General features: G+C 70.3%; 22 protein-coding genes and 1 tRNA gene. 16 read left to right on the top strand and 7 right to left on the bottom strand.

All coding sequences use genetic code 11. From position 1 onward, the window contains the following. The 8 genes from ACLF3M_RS01885 to ACLF3M_RS01850 form a co-directional block, all read left to right on the top strand. Positions 1-627 (top strand): CarD family transcriptional regulator (locus ACLF3M_RS01885; RefSeq protein ID WP_430655142.1); only part of this gene is annotated, 627 nt, incomplete at its 5' end. 163 nt (positions 628-790) lie between these two features. Further along, the gene (gene cysD, locus ACLF3M_RS01880) at positions 791-1,711 is read left to right on the top strand and encodes a sulfate adenylyltransferase subunit CysD (protein WP_430655141.1); all 921 of its coding nucleotides are present in this window, start codon (positions 791-793) and stop codon (positions 1,709-1,711) included. Positions 1,712-1,868: 157 nt separating this feature from the next. After that, the gene (locus ACLF3M_RS01875; RefSeq protein WP_430655140.1) at positions 1,869-2,330 is read left to right on the top strand and encodes a GatB/YqeY domain-containing protein; all 462 of its coding nucleotides are present in this window, start codon (positions 1,869-1,871) and stop codon (positions 2,328-2,330) included. A gap of 127 nt (positions 2,331-2,457) precedes the next feature. After that, positions 2,458-2,892, top strand: coding sequence for a type II 3-dehydroquinate dehydratase (locus tag ACLF3M_RS01870; RefSeq protein ID WP_430655139.1), 435 nt, complete (start codon positions 2,458-2,460; stop codon positions 2,890-2,892). A gap of 7 nt (positions 2,893-2,899) precedes the next feature. Continuing rightward, entirely contained in the window at positions 2,900-3,331 is a 432-nt protein-coding gene (locus ACLF3M_RS01865) for a DUF3592 domain-containing protein (protein WP_430655138.1), read from the top strand. A gap of 38 nt (positions 3,332-3,369) precedes the next feature. After that, positions 3,370-5,232, top strand: a complete 1,863-nt coding sequence (gene dnaG, locus ACLF3M_RS01860; RefSeq protein WP_430655137.1) for a DNA primase — start codon at positions 3,370-3,372, stop codon at positions 5,230-5,232. A gap of 66 nt (positions 5,233-5,298) precedes the next feature. Continuing rightward, complete coding sequence (gene rpoD / locus ACLF3M_RS01855) at positions 5,299-7,230, top strand: RNA polymerase sigma factor RpoD (RefSeq protein ID WP_430655136.1); 1,932 nt, start codon at positions 5,299-5,301, stop codon at positions 7,228-7,230. Positions 7,231-7,249: 19 nt separating this feature from the next. Then, complete coding sequence (locus ACLF3M_RS01850; protein WP_430655146.1) at positions 7,250-7,810, top strand: GNAT family N-acetyltransferase; 561 nt, start codon at positions 7,250-7,252, stop codon at positions 7,808-7,810. A 10-nt stretch (positions 7,811-7,820) separates the two neighbouring features. Here ACLF3M_RS01850 and ACLF3M_RS01845 read toward each other — a convergent pair whose 3' ends face one another. Beyond that, positions 7,821-8,450, bottom strand: a complete 630-nt coding sequence (locus tag ACLF3M_RS01845; protein WP_430655135.1) for a methyltransferase domain-containing protein — start codon at positions 8,448-8,450, stop codon at positions 7,821-7,823. 181 nt (positions 8,451-8,631) lie between these two features. Between ACLF3M_RS01845 and ACLF3M_RS01840 the strand changes: the two genes are divergently transcribed. Next, positions 8,632-9,378, top strand: a complete 747-nt coding sequence (locus ACLF3M_RS01840; protein WP_430655134.1) for a hypothetical protein — start codon at positions 8,632-8,634, stop codon at positions 9,376-9,378. Between the two features lie 61 nt (positions 9,379-9,439). On the opposite strand, the gene ACLF3M_RS01835 is transcribed toward ACLF3M_RS01840, so the two are convergent. Further along, positions 9,440-11,560, bottom strand: a complete 2,121-nt coding sequence (locus tag ACLF3M_RS01835) for a sodium-translocating pyrophosphatase (protein ID WP_430655133.1) — start codon at positions 11,558-11,560, stop codon at positions 9,440-9,442. Positions 11,561-11,843: 283 nt separating this feature from the next. Here ACLF3M_RS01835 and ppa point away from each other — a divergent pair, with 283 nt between their 5' ends. The 6 genes from ppa (at position 11,844) to ACLF3M_RS01805 (ending at position 17,874) form a co-directional block, all read left to right on the top strand. Continuing rightward, positions 11,844-12,377, top strand: a complete 534-nt coding sequence (gene ppa, locus ACLF3M_RS01830; RefSeq protein ID WP_430655132.1) for an inorganic diphosphatase — start codon at positions 11,844-11,846, stop codon at positions 12,375-12,377. Between the two features lie 7 nt (positions 12,378-12,384). Beyond that, on the top strand, positions 12,385-13,488 hold the full coding sequence (locus ACLF3M_RS01825) for an E22 family MetX-like putative esterase (protein WP_430655131.1): 1,104 nt from the start codon (positions 12,385-12,387) through the stop codon (positions 13,486-13,488). 46 nt (positions 13,489-13,534) lie between these two features. After that, positions 13,535-13,607, top strand: a tRNA-Ile gene (locus ACLF3M_RS01820). Between the two features lie 209 nt (positions 13,608-13,816). Next, positions 13,817-15,169, top strand: coding sequence for an SGNH/GDSL hydrolase family protein (locus ACLF3M_RS01815; protein ID WP_430655130.1), 1,353 nt, complete (start codon positions 13,817-13,819; stop codon positions 15,167-15,169). A 361-nt stretch (positions 15,170-15,530) separates the two neighbouring features. Next, a complete protein-coding gene (gene ettA / locus ACLF3M_RS01810; RefSeq protein ID WP_430655129.1) occupies positions 15,531-17,210 on the top strand; it encodes an energy-dependent translational throttle protein EttA in 1,680 nt (559 codons plus the stop codon). Positions 17,211-17,355: 145 nt separating this feature from the next. Beyond that, positions 17,356-17,874 (top strand): GNAT family N-acetyltransferase, encoded by a 519-nt coding sequence (locus ACLF3M_RS01805; RefSeq protein ID WP_430655128.1) that lies wholly within the window; start codon positions 17,356-17,358, stop codon positions 17,872-17,874. A 24-nt stretch (positions 17,875-17,898) separates the two neighbouring features. On the opposite strand, the gene ACLF3M_RS01800 is transcribed toward ACLF3M_RS01805, so the two are convergent. After that, the gene (locus ACLF3M_RS01800; RefSeq protein WP_430655127.1) at positions 17,899-18,531 is read right to left on the bottom strand and encodes an MlaC/ttg2D family ABC transporter substrate-binding protein; all 633 of its coding nucleotides are present in this window, start codon (positions 18,529-18,531) and stop codon (positions 17,899-17,901) included. A 39-nt stretch (positions 18,532-18,570) separates the two neighbouring features. Continuing rightward, positions 18,571-19,377, bottom strand: coding sequence for an MlaA family lipoprotein (locus tag ACLF3M_RS01795; RefSeq protein WP_430655126.1), 807 nt, complete (start codon positions 19,375-19,377; stop codon positions 18,571-18,573). Between the two features lie 142 nt (positions 19,378-19,519). On the opposite strand from ACLF3M_RS01795, the gene metF reads away from it, so the two are divergent. After that, positions 19,520-20,464: a methylenetetrahydrofolate reductase [NAD(P)H] gene (metF, locus tag ACLF3M_RS01790; protein ID WP_430655125.1), complete on the top strand. Its 945-nt coding sequence runs from the start codon at positions 19,520-19,522 to the stop codon at positions 20,462-20,464. 45 nt (positions 20,465-20,509) lie between these two features. On the opposite strand, the gene ACLF3M_RS01785 is transcribed toward metF, so the two are convergent. The 3 genes from ACLF3M_RS01785 to ppk2 all read right to left on the bottom strand — a co-directional run bounded on the left by ACLF3M_RS01785 (position 20,510) and on the right by ppk2 (position 22,278). After that, positions 20,510-20,941: a hypothetical protein gene (locus ACLF3M_RS01785; protein WP_430655124.1), complete on the bottom strand. Its 432-nt coding sequence runs from the start codon at positions 20,939-20,941 to the stop codon at positions 20,510-20,512. Between the two features lie 84 nt (positions 20,942-21,025). Then, positions 21,026-21,367, bottom strand: a complete 342-nt coding sequence (locus tag ACLF3M_RS01780; protein WP_430655123.1) for a hypothetical protein — start codon at positions 21,365-21,367, stop codon at positions 21,026-21,028. A gap of 32 nt (positions 21,368-21,399) precedes the next feature. After that, complete coding sequence (gene ppk2 / locus ACLF3M_RS01775) at positions 21,400-22,278, bottom strand: polyphosphate kinase 2 (protein ID WP_430655122.1); 879 nt, start codon at positions 22,276-22,278, stop codon at positions 21,400-21,402. Positions 22,279-22,298: the final 20 nt, after the last annotated feature.

Here is a 22,298-nt window from a genome sequence, read left to right as displayed (position 1 = left end):
GCGCTTGCCGTCCCGCCGCGCCCGGGCATGCCGCCCCGGCCGCCCGGCCCGCCGCGGCCCGGTGGCCCGCGCCCGATGTCGGGCGAGGCCGGCCAGGCCGCCGGCCAGATCGTCGCACCACCCAAGCCCAAGGGCCCGCCGGTGGACTTCAAGACCGGCGACCACGTCGTCTACCCCACCCACGGCGTCGGCCAGGTCCAGGGGATCGAGGACATGCCGGTCGCCGGCATCTCGCTGAAGGTGATCATCGTCACCTTCGAGGAGAACCGGATGACGCTGCGCGTGCCCGTCAACAAGGCCGCGTCCTCCGGCCTGCGGAAGCTCGCCAGCCAGGCCCTGATGAACGAGGCGCTGGACGTGCTGCGCGGCCGAGCCCGGATCAAGCGCACGATGTGGTCGCGCCGGGCGCAGGAATACGAGCAGAAGATCAACTCCGGCGATCCGCTGGCCATTGCGGAGGTCGTCCGCGACCTCCACCGCAATGCCGGCCAGCCCGACCAGTCCTTCTCGGAACGCCAGATCTTCGAACAGGCGATGGACCGCCTGGCCGCGGAACTCGCCGCCATCGACGGCACGGACAAGCCTACGGCAGCGGAGAAGCTGCAGGGCGTGCTGAAGGCGAGTTAGATCGGATCTCCGCAGGGCCGATCGGCCTGGAGGCGTTAATCCGAGCGACCGGTCGAAGCTCATCCTTCGTCAGCGGTTTGGCTGCTACCGTCCCGGCAGGGGTTCCCCGAAGCCCCCTGGCGTGCGATGGCGCCCGCCGAGGCGGTGGAGCGCAGAAGCGGTCATGCAGACAGAGGCGGCCGGCAGGCTGACCCCCCATCTCCGGCGGCTCGAGGCCGAGGCGATCGGCATCCTGCGCGAGACCGCGGCCAGCTTCCGCAACCCCGTCCTGCTCTATTCCATCGGCAAGGACAGCTCCGTCGTCCTGCACATCGCCATGAAGGCCTTCGCACCGGGCCGGCTGCCTTTCCCCTGCCTGCATGTCGCGACGGGATGGGATTTCCGCGCGATGCTCGATTTCCGCGACCGCCGCGCGGCCGAGCTCGGCCTGGACCTGATCGTCCACACCAACCCCGACGGCCTGGCGCGCGGGATCAATCCCATCGACCATGGCAGCCAAGTCCACATGACGGTGATGGGGACAGAGGCGCTGAAGCAGGCGCTCGACAAGCACGGCTTCGACGCCGCGATCGGCGGCGCCCGGCGCGACGAGGAGAAGTCCCGCGCCAAGGAACGCGTCTTCAGCCACCGCACCGCCGGCCACGCCTGGGAACCGCGCAACCAGCGGCCGGAGCTCTGGGGTCTCTACAACACGCGGATCAACCAGGGCGAGGGCATGCGGGTCTTCCCGCTCTCCAACTGGACCGAGTTCGACGTGTGGGACTACATCGCCGCCGAGCAGATCCCGATCGTGCCGCTGTACTACGCGGCGCCGCGCCCGGTCGTGCGGCGGTCGGGCATGCTGATCATGCGCGACGACGACCGCCTGCCGCTCGAGCCCGGCGAGAGGGTCGAGGAGATCTGGGTCCGCTTCCGCACCATGGGCGACTGGCCGCTCACCGCCGCCCATGAAAGCCGCGCCGCCACGATCGAGGAGGTGCTGCGCGAGCTCCGCGAAAGCCGCGTCAGCGAGCGCGCCGGCCGCCTGATCGACCGCGACCAGGAGGCGTCGATGGAGCGCAAGAAGCGCGAGGGGTATTTCTGACGTCGGCATGAAAGCCCTCTCCACCCGTAGGGGGGAGAGGGTTGGGTGAGGGGGGCGTGCCGGGCTAGGAACGGGCCCAGGACATTGCCTGTCCCCCTCACCCAACCCTCTCCCCCATGAGTGGGGGAGAGGGCTTTCCGCCTCAGGAGATCCCGCCATGGCCGAGGATTTGCGCACCCGTTTCACCGCCGCGATGAAGGAGGCGATGCTCGCCAAGGACGCGGCGACGACCTCCACCGTGCGGATGATCATCGCGAAACTGAAGGAGGTGGACATCGCGGCCCGCCCCTCCGGCGTCGAGAAGGTTGGCGACGACCAGGTCGTGCAGATGCTGCGGTCGATGGTGAAGTCCCGCCGCGAGAGCGTGGACATGTACCGCCAGGGCGGCCGGCAGGAACTGGCCGACAAGGAACTCGCCGAGATCGCGGTGATCGAAGGCTTCCTGCCCCAGCAGATGGACGAGGCCGCCGTCGCCGCCGCGGTGGACGCCGCCATCGCGGAGACCGGCGCGACCAGCGTCAAGGACATGGGCAAGGTCATGGCCGTCCTGAAGAAGCTCGGCAGCGCGCTCGACATGTCGAAGGCCAATCCGCTGGTGAAGGCCAGGCTGGGCGGCTGACCGGACAAGGCGTTACCCTCCCCCGCACACCACGCTTCCCCTCCCCCGTACGGGGGAGGGGAGGACGGGTGGGGGTGGGTCCGCATTCTCGCCCTTGAAGAACAAGGCGCCGCAACGGGAGGAACGAATGCCCCGCATCCTGGTCATCCACGGCGCCGGCATGTCCATGCGCGGCAAGACCGCCATCGAGACCTTCGGCCCGATGACCCTCCCGGAATACGAGACCGCCATCAGCGGCTACGCATCCGACCTCGGCCTCGACGTCGAGTTCTTCCTGTCCAACAACGAAGGCGCGGTGATCGACCGCCTCTACGCCGCGCATGACGAGGCCCTGGATGGCTGCATCATCAACCCCGCGGGCTTCATGCGCGGCTATCCCGCCCTCGTCGCCGCCCTCAGCCAGGTCCGCTTTCCGAGCGTCGAGGTCCATATCTCCAACCCCGCCCGCCGCGGCGCGGTGTCGGAGGTCGCCTCCGGCACGCGCTGCTGCGTCGCGGGCTTCGGGATCGAGGGCTACCGCCTGGCGCTCGCCGGGCTGAAGGCTATCGTCGGGGCGAAGTGAGCACGCCATGAAGGGACCGCTCAGCCGCTGGATCTACCTCGCCTTCCTGGGCGGGCTCGCGCTGCTCTTCGGCTGGTTCACCTGGGCGAGTGTGGACGAATACCGAGCGCTGTTCGTCCGCGGCGTCCAGACCGAGGCCGTCGTCGCGGGCTACGAGGATGTCCGCGGCAAGTATGGCTGGACCCACTACCCCATCTTCCGCTTCGCCGTGGATGGCCGCCAGGTCGAGGGCACGTCGCGCGTCGGCGCCGATCCCGCGGAACTCCGCCGCGGCCAGAGGGTGAAGGTGGTCTACGACCCCGCCGCGCCGACGCATGTCCGCCACGCCGCCGCGCTCGCCGAAGGCATGGGCGCGACGCCCTGGGTGACGGGCATCCTTGCGCTGCTTTGCCTGGGCGTGGCGACGCTCTTCCTCCTGCCGGCGCGGACACGCCGCTGACGGACCCACCCCTCCTGCGGTAGTCTGCCCGACCCCGCATGGCGCTCCCCCCGCAATTCCTCGACGAGCTTCGGCTCCGCACGCCGCTGCCCGGCCTGATCGGGCGGAAGACGCGGCTGGTGCGCTCGGGCCGCAACTGGAAGGCTTGCTGCCCCTTCCACGGGGAGAAGACGCCGAGCTTCTACGTCTATGACGACCACTACCATTGCTTCGGCTGCGGCGCGCATGGCGACGCCATCAGCTTCGTCATGCAGGCCGAGGGCGCGTCCTTCCCCGAGGCCGTCGAGCGCCTGGCCGGCGAAGCCGGCCTGGATGTCCCCAAGCCCACCCCCGAGGCCGCCGCACGGGAGAAGCGCGCGCGGGACCTTCACGGCGTGCTGGAGGCCGCCGCCGCCGCCTTCCAGCGGCGCCTCCGCCTGCCCGAGGGCGCGGAGGGCCTGGCCTATCTCAAGCGCCGCGGCCTGACGGACGAGACCATCGCCAAATTCGGCCTCGGCTGGTCCGGTGGCGGGCGCGGGGCGATCGCGGCCGACCTCAAGGCGGAGGGCATCACGCCCGAACAGCTCGCCGAGGCGGGGGTGATCCGCGAGCGCGAGGAAGGGGAGGGCTACACCGACCTCTTCTTCAACCGCGTGATGTTCCCGATCCGCGACCGGCGCGGGCGGATGATCAGCTTCGGCGGGCGGATCCTCGACGATGGCGTGCCGAAATACGTAAACGGGCCCGAGACCGTCCTCTTCAAGAAGCGCAACAACCTCTATGCGCTGGACCTCGCGCGCGAAGGCGCCTTCCGCGGCGGCATCGTCGTCGCTGTCGAGGGCTACATGGACGTCATCGCGCTGCACCAGGCTGGCTTCGCGGGCGCCGTCGCCCCGCTCGGCACCGCGCTGACGGAGGAACAGCTGGAGGAACTCTGGCGCATGACGCCCGAGCCGATCCTCTGCTTCGACGGCGACGCCGCCGGCGCGCGGGCCGCGGCGCGGGCGGCGCAGATCGCGCTGCCGCTGGTTTCTGCCGAGCGCAGCCTGAAGCTCGCGACGCTGCCCTCCGGTGAGGACCCCGACACGCTGGTCGTCAAGGGCGGCCCGGCCGCCTTCCAGGCCGTGCTCGACGGAGCGCGCGGGCTGGGCGACGCGCTCTACGGCCTGATCGCGGAGGGCCGGCCCGTGGCCACGCCCGAGCAGCGCGCCGCGCTCCGCAAGCGCCTGGAGGAAGCGACGGGCGGGATCAAGGACCGTGCCCTGGCGGGCGAATACCGCCGCGCGCTGCTCGACCGCTTCTTCCAGTCCACCCGCACACCCTTCGGCGGCCGGCCCGGCGCCAAGCCCCCGCCGGTGAAGCGCCCGCGGCCCGCCATCACCCCCGAACGCACCCGAGCCGCCCAGGCGGCAGCGCTGATGGCCATCACGCTGCGCCACCCCTGGCTGCTCGCCGATGTCGAGGAGAGCCTGGCGGGCCTCGATCTCGGCGACGGGCCGCTTTCGCAGGCCCGAAGCCTCTGCCTCGCATGGCTTGCCGGGGGCCACGTGCTTGACTCCGCGGGACTCATGGACCACCTCGCCCAAGTTGGGATGGGGGACTTCGCGGCCCGGCTGTTGCGCGACCCCGCCCTGCCCATCGCTGCGCAGCCCGACGCCCAGCCCAAGGAGGCGCTGGACGGGTGGTGGCATTTCTTCGGGCTGCTGCGCGGCGAGGCGGAGCTGCTGGAAGACCAGGCCTCGGCCGAGAAGGCCTGGATCGAGAGTGCGGACGCTGAGGCCCAGGCGCGCCTGTCTCGGCGGATCGTGGGGCTGCGCACCGCCATCAACGCGCTCCGGCGCGGCGAATGGGACGAGGATACGACGCCGGCCGAGGCCCCAGCGGGCATCCAGGCAGGCATGGGGGAGAACCCCATAGGGTAGGGGGACTCGAATCGCCACCCCGGCGGTCCGGACCCCGGTGGCGAATTTGGACGGAGCAGTTCAGGCATGGCAACCAAGGTCGCGAACGGCGCCGAGACGGCAGAAGTCCGGGACGAAGCGGTGGAGGGCGTGCTGCTCGACATCCAGTCGGCGGCCGTCAAGAAGCTGGTCGCCCGCGGCAAGGAGCGCGGCTACGTCACCTATGACGAGCTGAACGCCGCCCTGCCGTCGGAACAGGTGTCCTCCGAGACCATCGAGGACACCATGGCGATGCTGAACGACCTCGGCATCAACGTGGTCGAGAACGAGGAGAGCGAGGACGGCGAGGCCGCCGCGCCCAAGCCCGTCGCCGCCGAGAAGGAGGAGGAGGACGAGGAGTCCGGCGGCAACGTGGACGAGGAGAGCCTCGGCCGCACCGACGACCCTGTCCGGATGTACCTGCGCGAGATGGGCAGCGTCGAGCTGCTCTCGCGCGAGGGCGAGATCGCGATCGCCAAGCGCATCGAGGCCGGCCGCGACATGATGATCGGCGGGCTCTGCGAGAGCCCGCTGACCTTCAAGGCCATCGTCGCCTGGCATGATGCTGTGAAGGAGAAGCGCATGCTCCTCCGCGACGTCATCGACCTCGAGGCGACCGCCGGCGCCAACAACCCCGATGCGGCCGCCAATGGCGGCGCCGAGCAGCAGGAGGAGGAATTCGAGGAGGGCGAGGAGGGCGAGGGCGGCCTCGGCCTGTCGCTGTCCGCGCTCGAGGAGAAGCTGATGCCGGAGGCGCTGGCCGCCTTCGAGGCGATCGAGGCTGCCTACGGCAAGCTGCACAAGCTGTCGTCCAAGCGGATGGACGCCTACACCTCGGGCGGCGAGACCTCCGTGCGCAGCGAGAAGACCTACGAGAAGCAGCGCACCGAGCTCGTGGCGATGGTCGAGAAGGTCCATCTCCACAACAACCGGATCGAGGAGCTGGTGGACCAGCTCAAGGGGCTGAACCGCCGCCTGATCGGCCTGGAGGGCCAGATCGTCCGCATCGCCGAGAGCTACAAGGTGAAGCGGGAGGAGTTCATCGCGGGCTGGCGCGGCCATGAGCTGGACCCCGCGCTGTTCGAGGGCTTCGCCAAGCACAAGGGCAAGGGCTGGCAGAACTTCCTCGCCAAGGGCAAGGACGAGGTCGAGGTGCTGCGCGGCGAGATCGGCAAGGTCGCCGGCGACACCGGCCTGCCGGTCGACGAATTCAAGCGCGTCTATGCCACGGTCAGCCGCGGCGAGCGCGACATGACACAGGCGAAGAAGGAGATGATTGAGGCGAACCTCCGCCTCGTGATCTCCATCGCCAAGAAGTACACCAACCGCGGCCTGCAGTTCCTGGACCTGATCCAGGAGGGCAACATCGGTCTGATGAAGGCGGTGGACAAGTTCGAGTACCGGCGCGGCTACAAGTTCTCGACCTACGCGACCTGGTGGATCCGCCAGGCGATCACCCGATCCATCGCCGACCAGGCGCGGACCATCCGCATCCCGGTCCACATGATCGAGACCATCAACAAGCTGGTCCGCACCAGCCGCCAGATGCTGCACGAGATCGGCCGCGAGCCGACGCCGGAGGAGCTGGCCGAGAAGCTCGGCATGCCGCTCGAGAAGGTGCGGAAGGTGCTGAAGATCGCGAAGGAGCCGATCTCCCTCGAGACGCCGATCGGCGACGAGGAGGACAGCCACCTCGGCGACTTCATCGAGGACAAGAACGCGATCATCCCGCTCGATGCCGCGATCCAGTCCAACCTGCGCGAGGCGACGACGCGGGTGCTGTCCTCGCTTACGCCGCGCGAGGAGCGCGTGCTGCGCATGCGCTTCGGCATCGGCATGAACACCGACCACACGCTGGAGGAGGTCGGGCAGCAGTTCAACGTGACGCGCGAGCGCATCCGCCAGATCGAGGCGAAGGCGCTGCGCAAGCTGAAGCACCCGAGCCGCTCGCGGAAGCTGCGCTCCTTCCTGGACAACTGACGTGTCCACCGCTGCCGCGATGCGCGAACCCGTCACCCGCATCGCGGTGGACGTGACCTTCCTGCGGATGGACGCGCCGGCCGAGGGGCCGGCGCCGTCCTTCCCAGCCGGCACCAGCGTGATCCGCCTGGCGCGCTGTTCGGTGCCCTTCTACCGCTACCTCTACGACACGGTCGGGCGCGACTGGGTGTGGTGGCTGCGCCGGACGGTGCCGGACGAGGAGATCGCGGGGCTGCTGGCGCGGCCCGACATCTCGATCCATGTCCTGTACCAGGGCGGCGAGCCCGTCGGCTTCTACGAGCTGGAGCGGCGCGGCGAAGCCGGCACGAACCTCGCCTATTTCGGGCTGATGCCGCATGCGATCGGCCATGGCGTGGGCAAGGCGCTGCTGCGCCATGCCGTGCACACCGCATGGGCCGAGCGCCCGCGGGCGCTGACCGTCAACACCTGCACCGCCGACCATCCCCGCGCGCTGCCGAACTACCGTGACGCCGGCTTCCGCATCCTGCGAACGGTGCGGGAGGTCTGGCCGGTGCCGAACCGCCTCGGCCTGCGCATCCCTGACCGCCTGCGGGTCTGACCGGCGCGGCTCAATCCGGCTGGGCGCGGGCGGTCAGCAGGTCGAAGACATGGGTGCTGTCCGCGAAGCCTTTGCGGGCCGGCAGGCCCAGCGCCGGCCCGTGGCGGAACAGCTGCCGCGCCGGCGGGATCTCCAGCGGGTCGGCGCAGCGGCCGCGGTTCCAGCCGACCAGGAGCAGGCCGCCGGGCTGCATCACGCGCCACAGCGCGCCCAGCGTCCGGCTGATGTCCTCGTCGCTGTCCACGCCCCAGCCCAGCACGCCGTTCAGCAGGATCATGTCGAACTGCCCGCGTTCGAAAATGGCGTCGGCCATGCTGACGTCGCCCGTGCGGTGCAGCCGCGAGCCCCAGCGCGCGACCTTGGGCTCGACGTCGAGCGTCCAGTATTCCGCGTCCTCGAAGAAGGCCTCGTACGGCCGGGTGTAGGGCCGGCAGCCCACGAACAGCACGCGCCGCGGCCGGGCGGCGCGGAAGGCCGGCAGGATTGTCTCGATGAGGTAGCGCCGGTCCGCATGGGCGCGGTTGATGCGGTTGCCGAAGAAGGAGGCGACGTCGTCCGTGATACGCGCCGGGATCATCCGGCGGATCTGTGGTGCGCTTTCATCCAACCGCAGCAGGGCGGAGTGGATCACCTGCCACATGCTGCGTCCGCTCCCTGGCCCTGCAACGACATCGTCCCCGCGGCACGCATGGGCGTGCATGGGCGGAACCTTCCGAACTGCGGCCCGCGCCGGCAAATCAACCCTGGCTCGCGCGCCTTCAACTTACCGGGCGGTTGCGATGCCCTTGCCAGCACCGCGTCCTGCGGGCGACGCTCGACCCATGCGCGTCTTCGGCCTTCTGTTCCTCGCTCCGCTGGTGGCCTGCTCGCCTGATTACTCGGCCGTTCGGGACTGGTCGTCACAGGCCCGCGACGCCGTCCTGCCCGCCGAGGTCACGATCCGCCCCATCCCGGCCGTCATCCCCGTGCCGCCGGCGCCGGTGACGCGGGACGGCCAGGCCGGGGCGGCGATGGCGCTGCAGGAAGGGGCCGCCGCCTGGCTCGGCATGCTGGCCTTCCTGGCCGATGACGGCTGGCCGCGGCAGCGGGAGAACCCGCTGGCGGACCACGTCGCCAAGGTGCAGCCCTATGACGCCGAGGGCGCGGCGGCGCTGAACGACCTGGGCGAGCTGATGGCCTATGCGGCGCGGCGCAACACCCGCGCCCCCTGGCTGCGCACCGCGATCGAGCGCGGCGATCCCTCCTTCCAGAAGGTCATGGCTTCGCTGCTGCGGCAATCCGACGCGCTGGCCGCCCAGGGCGCCGCGCCCGCCCTGCTGGAGCTGCCGCGCAACGCGACCGCGCTGCAGCGTGCGCTGGCCGAGGAACTCGCCGCCGCCCGCCAGGCCGAGGCCGGGCGCCGCCGCGTCGCACGGGATGCCCGCGCCGCGGCGATGGCGCGCGTGGCCGAGGGACATGCCTTCATGGCGGCGCACACCGGCGACATCACGAAGGCCGACACGGTGCGGCTGCTGCGCGTGCAGGAGCAGGAATTGCGGCGCCTCACGCTGCTCGGCGTCGCGGGCTGACACCCAATGAAAAAAGGCCGGCGGGTCGCCCCGCCGGCCTGTTCCGTTCGGCGCGACCCGGTCAGCTATGCGCCAGGATCGCCAGCAGCAGCAGCGCCACGATGTTGGTGATCTTGATCATCGGATTCACCGCCGGGCCCGCCGTATCCTTGTAGGGGTCGCCGACGGTGTCGCCGGTCACCGCGGCCTTGTGGGCCTCGCTGCCCTTGCCGCCGTAATTGCCTTCCTCGATGTATTTCTTCGCGTTGTCCCAGGCGCCGCCACCGGTGGTCATGGACACCGCGACGAAGAAGCCCGTCACGATCACGCCGAGCAGCATCGCGCCGAGCGCCGAGAAGGCCGCCGCCTTGCCGCCGATCATCCACATCAGCAGGAAGACCACGATCGGGCTGAGCACCGGCAGCAGCGAGGGGATGATCATCTCCTTGATCGCCGCCTTGGTCAGCATGTCCACCGCGCGGCCGTAATCCGGCTTCTCGGTGCCCTGCATGATGCCCGGCTTCTCGCGGAACTGGCGTCGCACCTCCTCGACCACCGCGAAGGCGGCGCGGCCGACGGCCGTCATCGACATGCCGCCGAAGAGGTAGGGCAGCAGGCCGCCGAACAGCAGGCCGACGACCACATAGGGGTCGGACAGGCTGAAGGTCAGGGTCCCGATCCCGGCGAAGAAGGGATAGGCGCCGGGGTTGGCGATGAAGTAGGACAGATCCTGCGTATAGGCCGCGAACAGCACCAGCGCGCCGAGGCCCGCCGAGCCGATCGCATAGCCCTTGGTCACCGCCTTGGTCGTGTTGCCGACGGCATCCAGCGCGTCGGTGGAGACGCGAACCTCCTTCGGCAGTCCCGCCATCTCCGCGATGCCGCCGGCATTGTCCGTCACCGGACCGAAGGCGTCGAGCGCGACCACCATGCCGGCCAGCGCCAGCATCGTCGTCGTCGCGATGGCGATGCCGTAGAGGCCCGCCAGGCCATAGGCGCTCAGCACGCCCGCGATGATGATCAGCGCGGGCAGCGCCGTGGACTCCATCGACACCGCCAAGCCGCGGATCACGTTGGTGCCGTGGCCGGTCTGCGACGCCTCGGCAATCGACTTCACGGGGCGGAAGTCGGTGCCGGTGTAGTATTCCGTCACCCACACGATCGCCGCCGTCACCGCCAGGCCCACCGCGCCGCAGAGGAACAGGCTGAAGGCGCCGAAGCTATGGCCGCCCGCGGTCACCGTGCCGGTGCCGAAGACGATGAAGCTCAGCGGCAGCAGCACCGCCAGAGACAGCGCGCCGGTGACGACGAACCCGCGATACATCGCGCCCATGATGGAGTTGTTGGCCGGCAGCTTCACGAAATAGGTGCCCGCGATGGAGGTCACGACGCAGACCGCGCCGATCGCGAGCGGGAACAGCATCGCCGCGGTGCGCGTGGCATCGCCGAAGCTGATCGCGGCGAGGACCATGGTGGCGACCATGGTGACGGCATAGGTCTCGAACAGGTCGGCCGCCATGCCCGCGCAGTCGCCGACGTTGTCGCCGACATTGTCCGCGATGGTGGCGGGGTTGCGGGGGTCGTCCTCGGGGATGCCGGCCTCGACCTTGCCGACCATGTCGCCGCCGACATCGGCACCCTTGGTGAAGATGCCGCCGCCGAGACGGGCGAAGATCGAGATCAGGGACGCGCCGAAGCCGAGCGCCACCAGCGCGTCGATCACCACGCGGCTGTTCGGCGCCATGCCGCCGATCGGCACCAGGATGAGGAAGTAGGTCGCCACGCCCAGCAGCGCGAGGCCCGCGACCAGCATGCCCGTGATCGCGCCCGACTTGAACGCGACGTCGAGGCCCGCCGCCAGCGACTGCGTCGCGGCCTGGGCGGTGCGGACATTCGCGCGCACCGAGACGTTCATGCCGATGAAGCCCGCCGCCCCCGACAGCACAGCGCCGATCAGGAAGCCGATGGCGACCGCGAAGGCATGCCCGCCGAAGCCGAAGGCCACGAGGATGACGACGAACAGCACCGCGCCGACGATGCCGATGGTGGTGTACTGGCGCTTGAGGTAGGCGCCGGCGCCCTCCGCGATCGCCGCGGCGATCTCCTGCATGCGGGCCGACCCCGCATCGAGGGCCATGATCTCCCTGGCCGTCTTCACGCTGTAGGCGATCGACAGCGCCCCCAGCACGATGATCAGCAACACCGATATTGTTATCAAGGCGGCTTACCCCTCTCTCCCCATGGCCACGGACAGCCGGCCACGGGGCGCGCAAGGGCGCGCCACATCGGGCCGGCCCGGCTCGCGGGCCCGGGCGGGAATGTGCGCGAAGCCGGCGGGGCTGGCAACGCCACCACCCCCCGCCCAGCGGGTGAAGAAGCCGCCACGTTCATGCCATTTTGGCGGCGGGGTCCCGTCTCCGGGCCCCTCGCAGCGCACGCCGTTTCGTGCTTCATGCCGCGGCGGCGACACCACGGAGCCCCTGGCCATGCGCATCGAGCACATCCCGATCGGTAAGAACCCGCCGGACGACGTCAACGTCATCGTCGAGGTCGGCGTCGGCGGCGAGCCCATCAAGTACGAGATGGACAAGGAAGCCGGCACGCTCTTCGTGGACCGCTTCCTGCACACGCCGATGCGCTATCCCGGCAATTACGGCTTCGTCCCCCACACCCTCTGCGGGGATGGCGACCCGCTGGACGTGCTGGTGGCCAACACCCGCCCGATCGCACCGGGCGCGGTGATCAACTGCCGGCCCGTCGGCGTGCTGCTGATGGAGGACGATGGCGGCCATGACGAGAAGATCATCGCCGTGCCGAGCCCGAAGCTGACCAAGCGCTACGAGAAGGTCCACCAGTACACCGACCTGCCGCAGATCACGATCGACCAGATCCAGCACTTCTTCGCCCACTACAAGGACCTCGAGCCCGGCAAGTGGGTGAAGATCCTGGGCTGGGGCGACGCGGCGCGGGCGCGGTCCTACGTGATGGAGGCGATCGAGCGGGCCAGGCAGGCGGGCTGAGCTTGGCATGCTGGTTCGGCGCCAGGTCTTCGAGACGCGGGACTACGTCACCCGCGGCGGCGCGACGATCCCCGAGCTGCGGGTGGGCTACCAGACCGCCGGAAGGCTGAACGCCGCAGGCGACAACGCGGTGCTGGTGACCCACTACTTCTCCGGCAGCGCGCATGCCTGGGGCCGGTACGAGGAAGGCGGCCCGCTCGGCTTCTGGGATCCGCTGATCGGCCCGGGCCGGGCGATCGACACGGACCGCTGGTTCGTGATCGCCTCCGACAGCCTCGTGAACCTGAACGTCCGGGACGGGCGGACCGTCACGACCGGGCCGGCCACGGTAAACCCCGCGACGGGACGGCCCTGGGGCATGGCCTTCCCCGTGGTCGCGATCCGCGACTTCGTCGAGGTGCAGAAGCGCCTGCTGGACCATCTCGGCGTGACGCGGCTGGCCATGGTCGCTGGCCCGTCCATGGGCGGCATGCAGGCCGTGGAATGGGCGGCCGCCCATCCCGGCCTGGTGGACCGCGTGATGACGGCGATCAGCGGCGCCTGGTTCGACCCCTGGATGATCAGCTGGCTCGACATCTGGACCGCGCCGGTGCGGCTCGATCCGGACTGGCAAGGCGGCGCCTACCACGACGGCCCTGGCCCGGTCCGCGGCCTTGCCGAGGCCTTCAAGATCATCACCGTCCAGGCCCAGGACCGCGGCGCGCTGGCGCCCTTCGGCCGCGCGCCGGCCGAGGGTCCCAACCCCGCAAGCGACATTGCCGGCCGCTTCGAGGTGACGCGCGCCATGGACGCCGCGGCCGCCGACCGGGCCAGGCTGTCGGACGCCAACCACCTGCTCTGGATGGCGCGCGCGAACCAGCTGTTCCTGCAGGACTACGCCTCGACGGAGGCCGCCCTCGCGAACAGCCCCGCCCGCTGGCTGGTGGTGCCCTCGCCGACCGATCATGTCTGGCTGCCCTCCTACAGCCACGAGCTGGCCGCGGTGCTGCGGGGGCAGGGGCGGGCGGTGACCATGGCCGAGGCCGTCGGTCCCTTCGGCCACCTCAACGGCTTGGCCCCGGCGTCGCTGGAGGCGATCGCACCCGCCGTGGCGCGCTTCCTCGGGGATTGATGGGCTTGTCTTCGGCGCCCGCGGCGGGCGAAGAGAGGGGCGGGCCGGGCCTGTAGCTCAATGGTCAGAGCGGGCCGCTCATAACGGCTTGGTTGGGGGTTCGAGTCCCTCCGGGCCCATTTCCAGCGCTCGCGGGGCACCGCAGGTGACCGAGGGACGAGACTCGCGCCGCGCAGCAGCGCCCCTCCGTCGGCGCGGGTGGCGCGCCCCGCGGCGGCGCTCATCAAATGACGCGCAACGGCGTTCGGCTTCTTGCTCCGCCGGCAGGGCGCCGGCACGCTCCGCCGAGCCGGACAACCATCCGGATCGGGGAGGAAATCGAGTGCCGATGTCTCGTCGTCTCGTCGTCGCGTCCGCGGCGATCGCGCTGGCCTTGTCGTCCGCCGGCCATGCCCAGACTCCGCCCGAGCGCTGGATCCCGACATGGGCCGCGCCGGACGTCGCCCGGGTGGACCAGCCCGCGCAGGCCCTGACGGCGGCCGGGCAGACCTTCCCCTGGGCGAACGACGTCCCGCAGGCCGTGCGGGAGGCCGCGCCGGGCCAGCAGCTCGAGATCGCCGGGGGCTCCCGGCTGCACTTCAACGACCAGACATTGAGGCAGGTCGCGCGTGTTTCGATGGGGGGCGGCCGCGTCCGCGTGGTACTGACCAACACCTTCGGCACCGTGCCGCTCCGCATCGGCGCGGCGCAGGTCGCCCTGCGCGATCGAGGCCCGTCCATCGTCGCCGGCAGCAACCGCGTGCTCACCTTCGGCGGGCTCGCCCAGCCCGCCATCCCGCCAGGCGCCCTGATGGTGAGCGATCCCGTGGACCTGGCCGTGCCGGACTTCGCCGACCTCGTCGTGGACCTCTACCTCCCCGGCGACACGGCCGCGGCGCGCTCGCCCGTGACGTATCACCCGGCATCCTGGCAGACCAACTACGTCTCCACGCAAGGCAACCACGCGGGCGCGGTCGCCTTCCCGGTCGCGACGACGACGGCCTATCGCCGCGGCGACGGGCTGGCCTCGGCCTCCTCCTTCTTCCTGAGCCGGGTGGAGGTCGTCACGACCCAGTCGACCGGGGTGCTCGTCGCCTTCGGCGATTCCATCACCGACGGCACGCAATCCGGCATGGACCAGAACCGGCGCTGGCCAAACCTGCTCGCCGCCCGCCTGGCCGAGGCGGGGATCCGCATGAGCGTCGTCAACGGCGGGATCGGGGGCGGCCGCGTGCTGGAGGACGGGGTAGGCCCGAACGGTCTCGCGCGCTTCGACCGCGACGTGCTGGCCCAGGCCGGCGCGACGCATGTCACGGTCATGCTGGGCATCAACGACATCGGCAATGGCGGCGCCCGCCCCGACCCGAGCGTCGCCGAACTCATCGCGGGCCATCGCCAGTTCATCGAGCGCGCCCGCGCGCGCGGCCTGCGGGTCTATGGCGCAACGCTCACGCCCTTCCAGGGCGCGGCCTATTGGACACCGGAGGGCGAGGCCAAGCGCCAGGCGCTGAACGAGTGGATCCGGACCGGCGGGGCCTATGACGCCGTGCTCGACTTTGCGGCGGCGACGCAGGACCCGGCCCACCCGACGCGGATGCGGCCCGAGCACGATTCCGGCGACCACCTGCACCCGAGCCCGGCCGGCTACACCGCGATGGCGAACAGCATCGACATCGGGCTGTTCCGGGGGGCGAACCACTAGACCCGTATCGGGCTGACTGTCGTCGGTCCGATACGCTCCAGCATTCTTTGGCCCGGCGATTCACGGCCTGGCGTGCCCACCTTCGGTGAGCACACTCAGACCGATCGCGGGCTTGACCGGAGCAGCTGATTACCGTTTGGCGAAACCGCTGAGCGGTTCCACGCGAAGGCGCTTTGCTCCGGCCCTTCCCTTCGCGGACCGGCTTTCAGGTCCGCCCAGCATCGTGCGCGTCCCCCGGCCGATCCGCAGCGCCGAGACCCCTGCGCCGCGCGCAGCCGCCGCGCCCTCTGCGCCCTTTGCGCGCCCCGCCGCCCCGCGATAGAACCCGCCACTCCTCCCCATCTCCCGGAAGTCCCGTCTCATGCCCGCTTGGCAATACGTCTACGTCATGAAGGACCTCACCAAGTCCTACCCCGGCGGACGCGAAGTCTTCAAAGGCATCACGCTGAACTTCCTGCCCGACGCCAAGATTGGCGTGCTCGGCCCCAACGGCGCCGGCAAGTCCACGCTCATGAAGATCATGGCCGGCCTGGACAAGGAATTCGGCGGCGAGGCCTGGGTCGCCGAGGGCGCCCGCGTCGGCTACCTTGAGCAGGAGCCGCATCTCGACCCCACCAAGACCGTGGGCGAGAACGTCATGGAAGCCTTCTCCGAGCTCACCGGCCAACTGAAGCGCTTCAACGAAATCTCGGAAAAATTTGCGGAGGAGATGTCGGAGGAGGAGATGAACGCCCTCCTCGCCGAGCAGGCCGAGCTGCAGGAGAAGATCGACGCTGCCGAGGGCTGGGAGCTCGACCGCCGCATCGAGATCGCGCTCGATGCGCTGCGCTGCCCGCCCTTCGACAGCGCGATCGGCCACCTGTCGGGCGGCGAGCGGCGGCGCGTCGCTCTGTGCAAGCTGCTACTCGAGAAGCCCGATCTGCTGCTGCTGGACGAGCCGACCAACCACCTGGACGCGGAGAGCGTAGCGTGGCTCGAAAAGACGCTGCGCGAATGGCAGGGCGCGGTGCTGGTCGTGACCCATGACCGCTACTTCCTGGACAACGTCACGAACTGGATCCTCGAGGTCGATCGCGGCCGCGGCTTCCCCTACCAGGGGAACTACTCCGCCTATCTCGACCAGAAGCGCAAGCGCCTGCAGCAGGAGGAGCGCGAGGAGAGCGCGAGGCAGCGGCAATTGGCCCGCGAGCAGGAATGGATCGGGCGCAGCCCCGCCGCGCGCCAAGCGAAGAGCAAGGCCCGCATCACCGCCTATGAGGAGCTGCTGCAGAAGAGCCAGGATCGCGGCCTCGGCGAGGCGGAGATCGTCATCCCGCCGCCGCCGCGGCTCGGCAACCTGGTCATCCAGGCGGAGAAGCTGCGCAAGGGCTATGGCAACCGCCTGCTGATCGAGGATCTCGACTTCAAGCTGCCACCCGGCGGCATCGTCGGCGTCATCGGGCCGAACGGCGCGGGCAAGTCCACGCTCTTCAAGATGATCACCGGCGTGGAGACCCCCGATGGCGGCACGCTGACCGTCGGCGACACCGTGAAGCTCGGCTACGTCGACCAGAGCAGAGACAGCCTCGATGACAATAAGACCGTCTGGCAGGAGATCTCCGACGGGATGGACCAGATCACCATTGGCAAGAGGACGATCGCGAGCCGCGCCTATGTCGCCGCCTTCAACTTCAAGGGCGCCGACCAGCAGAAGCGCGTCGGCATCCTGTCGGGCGGCGAGCGCAACCGCGTCCACCTCGCGAAGATGCTGAAGCGCGAGCACAACGTGCTGCTGCTCGACGAGCCGACCAACGACCTCGACGTGGACACGCTGCGCGCGCTGGAAGATGCGCTCGAGGAGTTCGCGGGCTGCGCCGTGGTGATCAGCCACGACCGCTGGTTCCTCGACCGGCTGGCCACGCACATCCTGTCCTTCGAAGGCGACAGCCACGTCGAGTGGTTCGAGGGCAATTTCGAGGCCTATGAAGCGGACAAGCGACGTCGACTAGGCGCCGCCGCGACCGAACCGCACCGCATCAAGTACCGCCCGCTGGCGAGGTGACCGAAGAGGCCCCCTCCGAGCCCTCCCCCGCAACAGCGGGGGAGGGCAAGTGCGCGTTCATCCGCTCTCTCTTCCCCCTCCCCCGCTTTTGCGGGGGAGGGATGGGGAGGGGGCCTTGGGCAGCACTGCACACGGGTCTTTCCGCATGACCCCCAACCTCCACGCTGCCCCTCGCACCCTCCGCACTGCGCGTCTCTCGCTTCTCCCGCCCGGGCCGGAGCACCTGCCCGACCTCATCCGCCTCAAGGCCGACGAGCAGGCCTTCGGCCTGATGCTGCACGGCACCCGCAGCGCGGAGCGCACGAAGGAGGAGCTCGAGGACGACATCGAGTTCTGGCTCGTGCGGGGCTACGGCACTTGGTCGGTCTTCGAACAGGGCAGCGGCGAGTTCCTCGGCATCTGCGGCCTGATGGAGCGCCCCGACGGCCGCGGCGTCGCGCTGCGCTTCGCGCTATGGCCGGCCTGCCGCGGCAAGGGCTATGCGCGGGAAGCCGCCGCCGCCACGCTCGACTTCGGCCACCGCGCCGGCCTCGCGCGCATCATCGCCGTGGCACGCGAGACCAACATGGCCTCCCGCGGCGTGCTGACCGACATCGGCATGCGCGAATGCGGCGAGTACCGGCACCAGGGGCACCGGATGCTGGTGTTCGAGAGCGTGAGGTAGCGTCGCGCTTCGGCGCGCAGAAGGCTACGCGCCCTCGCGCGCCGACAATTGCTGGATCTGCTGGCGCATGGCCGCCAGCAGCGCGCCGACATTGCCGTTGTTGCGCGTGATGACGGAGGAATACTCGCTCCGCGTGGTCAGCCGCAGGCTCGTGCCCTCCGCGATCACGTCCACCACCTTGGGCTGGCCGTTCACCTCGGCGACGCGCCAGTCCAGCCCGAAGGCCGGGTTGCCCGGGCGCTCCACCACGGTGTTGATCAGCGCGTCCTCCTCCGTCCGCGCCTGGCTGCGGCCGAGGGAGAAGCGCACGCCCTGGTATTCGCCGAAGCGCGCCGAGAGGTTGTGGATCAGCACCTGCTCGAACAGGCGAAGGTATTCCGCGTGCTGGTCCGGCGTCGCGTTGCGCCACCAGCGCCCGAGGATGAAGCGGCCGACGCCCTCCACGTCCACCGCGCGGCGCAGCACCTGTGCGACGCGCTCGCGCCGGGCAGCGACGGGCTGGTTCGTCGCGTTAATCGCGGCCACCAGTTCCTGCCCCGTCGCCTGGATGAAGGCGGTGGCGCGCGCGATGTCCACCTGCTGCGCGCGGGCGGCAAGCGGAAGCAGGGTGCCGCCCAGGCCGGCCAGCAGCAGGACGCGTCTCGGGGTGGATGTCATCTCGTCTGTCCTAAGCTCGTCGGCAGCGTCGCGGTTGCCTCAGCGGTTCTGGCCGGGGCCGCCGGTGCCGGCGCCGAAGCCGGTGCCGCGGGCGGCCTGCGAGGCGCCGGAGGTCCGCGCAACCTCCGCCGCGCGCCGCTGGCGATAGGCGCTGCGGATCGTCGCGTAGGGATCGAGCGACTCCCGCCGCACCGCGTCCAGCGGGTCGATCAGGCCCTCGCGCGTGTCGAGGCCCGACGCCACGGTGCGCCCGGTGTTCAGCCCGCTCCAGAACTCGCCGCCGACATAGTTCAGCGGGTTGGTCGCGAGGTCGGCGCCGGCGCCGGCGAGGTCGCGCGGGTTGGAAGGCCCGAGCACCGGGACGAAGAGATAGGGCCCCTCTCCGGTGCCCCAGCGCGCCAGGGTCTGCCCGAAGTCGTTGGCGTGCCCCGGCAGGCCGAGGTCCTTCGCCACGTCGAAGATCCCCCCCACCCCGAGCGTGGTGTTCAGCAGGAAGCGCCCGAGCGTCTCCGCCGCGCCGTAGCTGTCGCCCTGCAGCACGTCGTTCAGCAGCACCACGGGGGTGCGCACGTTGCCGAGCACGTTGCGCACGCCGACGCGCACCTCCGGCGGGACGAAGATACGATAGGCTTCGGCCGCGGGGCGCAGCAGCAGCGTGTCGATGCCGTCGTTCACGAAATAGGAGGCACGGTTCAGCGGCTCCAGCGGGTCGTTGGCTTCCCGGAACTCGGCAACGGCCTCCGGGTCCGAGGGGTCCGGCCGAGTCGCGCAGGCCGCCAGCCCCGCGCCGAGCAGCAGCAGGAGGAACAGGCGGGACCAAGGGCTCGGGCGGGGCGAGCGGCTCAAGCGGCGTCTCCTGGACGGGGCGCGGGGCTTCCGGCGCCCGGGCCCCGTCTATATATGCGCGCGGCGGCTGTAGCGGAACGGTGGACTTTCCGCGTTGCACAATGTTGCGCCGGGGACGGCGCGCGGGCGGGAGAGGATCAGGATGAACGTCGCCGTGCAAGCCGATCCGGGAACCCTGCAGCGCTGGCTGACGGGGCCGCGCGTCGCCGGCCTGCCGTTGGGCTCCGACCTGCCCCCGCCCAAGCTTTCCTTCGAGTTCTTCCCGCCGAAGAACGAGACGCTGGAGCAGCAGCTCTGGGCAGCGATCCGCCGGCTGGAGCCGCTCGGCCCCCGCTTCGTCTCCGTCACCTACGGCGCCGGCGGCTCGACCCGCGCCCGAACGCATGAGACCGTGAGCCGCCTGGCACGCGAGACCAGCCTGACGCCGGCCGCCCACCTGACCTGCGTCAGCGCGACGAAGGAGGAAGTGAACGAGGTCGCGCGCGGCTACCTCGATGCGGGGGTGCGGCACATCGTGGCGCTGCGCGGCGACCCGCCGGCCGGCGCCAACCAGTACACCCCCCATCCCGGCGGCTATGCCCAGGCCGAGGACCTCGTCCGGGGCCTGCGCAACATCGCGGATTTCGACATCAGCGTCGGCGCCTATCCCGAACGGCACCCCGCGGCGGTCTCGGCCATCGCCGACCTTGATTTCCTCAAGCGCAAGATCGACGCGGGCGCGACGCGGGCGATCACGCAGTACTTCTTCGACACTGACATCTATCTCCGCTTCCTCGACCTCTGCGGCGCGGCGGGGATCACGGTGCCGATCGTCCCCGGCATTCTTCCGGTGTCGAACTTCAAGCAGGTCCAGAAATTCAGCGCGATGTGCGGCGCGTCCGTGCCGGCCTGGATGGAGAAGCTCTTCGAGGGGCTGGACGAGGATGCCGACACGCGTCGGATGGTCGCGGCCGTCGTCGCGGCGGAGCAGGTGCGCCGCCTGCAGGCGAGCGGCGTGGACGAGTTCCACTTCTACACCCTGAACCGCGCCGACCTGACCTACGCGATCGCGCATCTGCTCGGGGTGCGGCCGAAGGCGGCGGGCTGAAAAGCGCGGCCGCGTCGCGCTGCGGCGAAGGCGGCCGCCCTGGGTCTATCTCAGGATGAACTTCTCGGCGATGAAGAGCGTGCCGAACAGCGTCCCCGCGAAGATCATCAGGTGCATCACCATCGCCTTCTTCTTGTAGACCATCTCGGGCGGCGGCTCTGGCAGGGCGGAGGCGGCGAGAGCCGCCAGGCCCCGCGGCTCCGCCTCCGGCGGGGGGGCGGCGGGCGTGGCTGCGGCGACCGCCTCGGCGAGCTTCGCCTCGGTCTCGGCCGGCGTCATGCAGGGGCCGAGATAGGCGAAGCGGCGCGCCGCTTCTTCGGGCGCGATCGTCGCGCCGTCCCACAGCACCCAGTGGCGCAGATGCGGGTTCCAGCCCAGCGGCAGCGGGTGCGACCCGCCATCCTCCACCCGGCTCACCCAGTGCCAGGGACGGTCGTGATCGGCGGGTTCGCCAGGGCGGGAAACGGGCCAGGACATGGGCTTCTCTTGCCGTGAGGGCGCCAGCTTAACGCCCGCCGCGCCGCCGCGTGAACAGGGGAGGTGAACAGGGAAAGTGCGCCGTCAGTTTCCCGCCGTCGGCGCCACCAGGCGCGCGACATGGTCGCGGTCCCGGAGCACGACCGACTTCCGCCACCGGGCATTGCCGAAGGCGAAGACGGGGTCCACCGGCCAGCCGAAGGGCGCGGCGCGGAGGTCGGGCGGGCGGAACTGCCCGAGCCGGATCGCGGCGTTGCGGTGCTGTGCGGGCGCGGCGGAGTTGGTGATCAGCGCGAAGTGGTGGCGTGGCAGGACGCTGGCGAAGGCTCCTTGTAGACCATCGGCCGAAGCGCTGCGTGTTGGCCGCCACCGTCGCGAAGTCCGGGACGGGACCGGCGCCGCGGCCGGCATGCCGTCCGATGGCATGGCGGGTCCTGGCCGGCGTCGTCCGCGGGCCCTCAGCCCGGCCCGACCGTATCCGTCACGACCTTCCAGGGATAGTCGGGCTCGACATAGCCGCCGGGGTCGCCGCGCTTCGGCAGCTTCACCTTGTCCCGCTTCGGCGCCTCGTAGGGGATGTGGCGCAGGAGGTGGCGGATGATGTTCAGCCGCGCGCGCCGCTTGTCGTCGGAATGCACGACGTACCAGGGCGCCCAGGAACTGTCCGTCGCCTGGAACATCGCGTCCCGCGCGCGCGAATAGTCGTGCCAGCGGCTGTAGCTCTTCAGGTCCATCGGCGAGAGCTTCCAGGTCTTCCGGCCGTCCTCGATGCGCTCCGTCAGGCGCTTCGTCTGCTCCTCCATGCCGACCTCGAGCCAGTACTTCAGCAGGATGACGCCGGATTCGATGATGGCCTTCTCCACCGCCGGGACCGTCTGGAGGAAGCGCTCGACCTGCTGGTCCGTGGCGTATCCCATGACGCGCTCGACGCCCGCCCGGTTGTACCAGGAACGGTCGAAGATGACGATCTCGCCGCCGGCGGGCAGGTGCTCGATGTAGCGCTGGATGTACATCTGGGATTTCTGCCGTTCCGTCGGCGCCGGCAGCGCGACGACGCGGAAGACGCGGGGGCTGACGCGTTCGGTGATCGCCTTGATGGTTCCGCCCTTGCCGGCGCCGTCGCGGCCCTCGAACACGATGCAGACCTTGGCGCCCGTCGCCTTCGCCCATTCCTGCAGCTTCACGAGCTCGACATGCAGGTCGAACAGCGCGGCCTCATAGGCCTTGCGGGAGAGCTTGCCGTCGGCGCGGAAGGGGCTGTCCTTTGCGGGCGGCGGCGACGGCTCCCGTGCCTTCTTCGGCTTCCCGTCGTCGTGCTTCTTGTGCTTCCTGGCCATGGCGTGCCTCTTCCTCTCGC

The organism is Falsiroseomonas sp. HW251 (genome assembly GCF_050563545.1).
Taxonomy (GTDB): domain Bacteria; phylum Pseudomonadota; class Alphaproteobacteria; order Acetobacterales; family Acetobacteraceae; genus Falsiroseomonas.
Note: the sequence above shows the minus strand (reverse complement) of the source record. Positions and strands in the feature narration are given on the sequence as shown.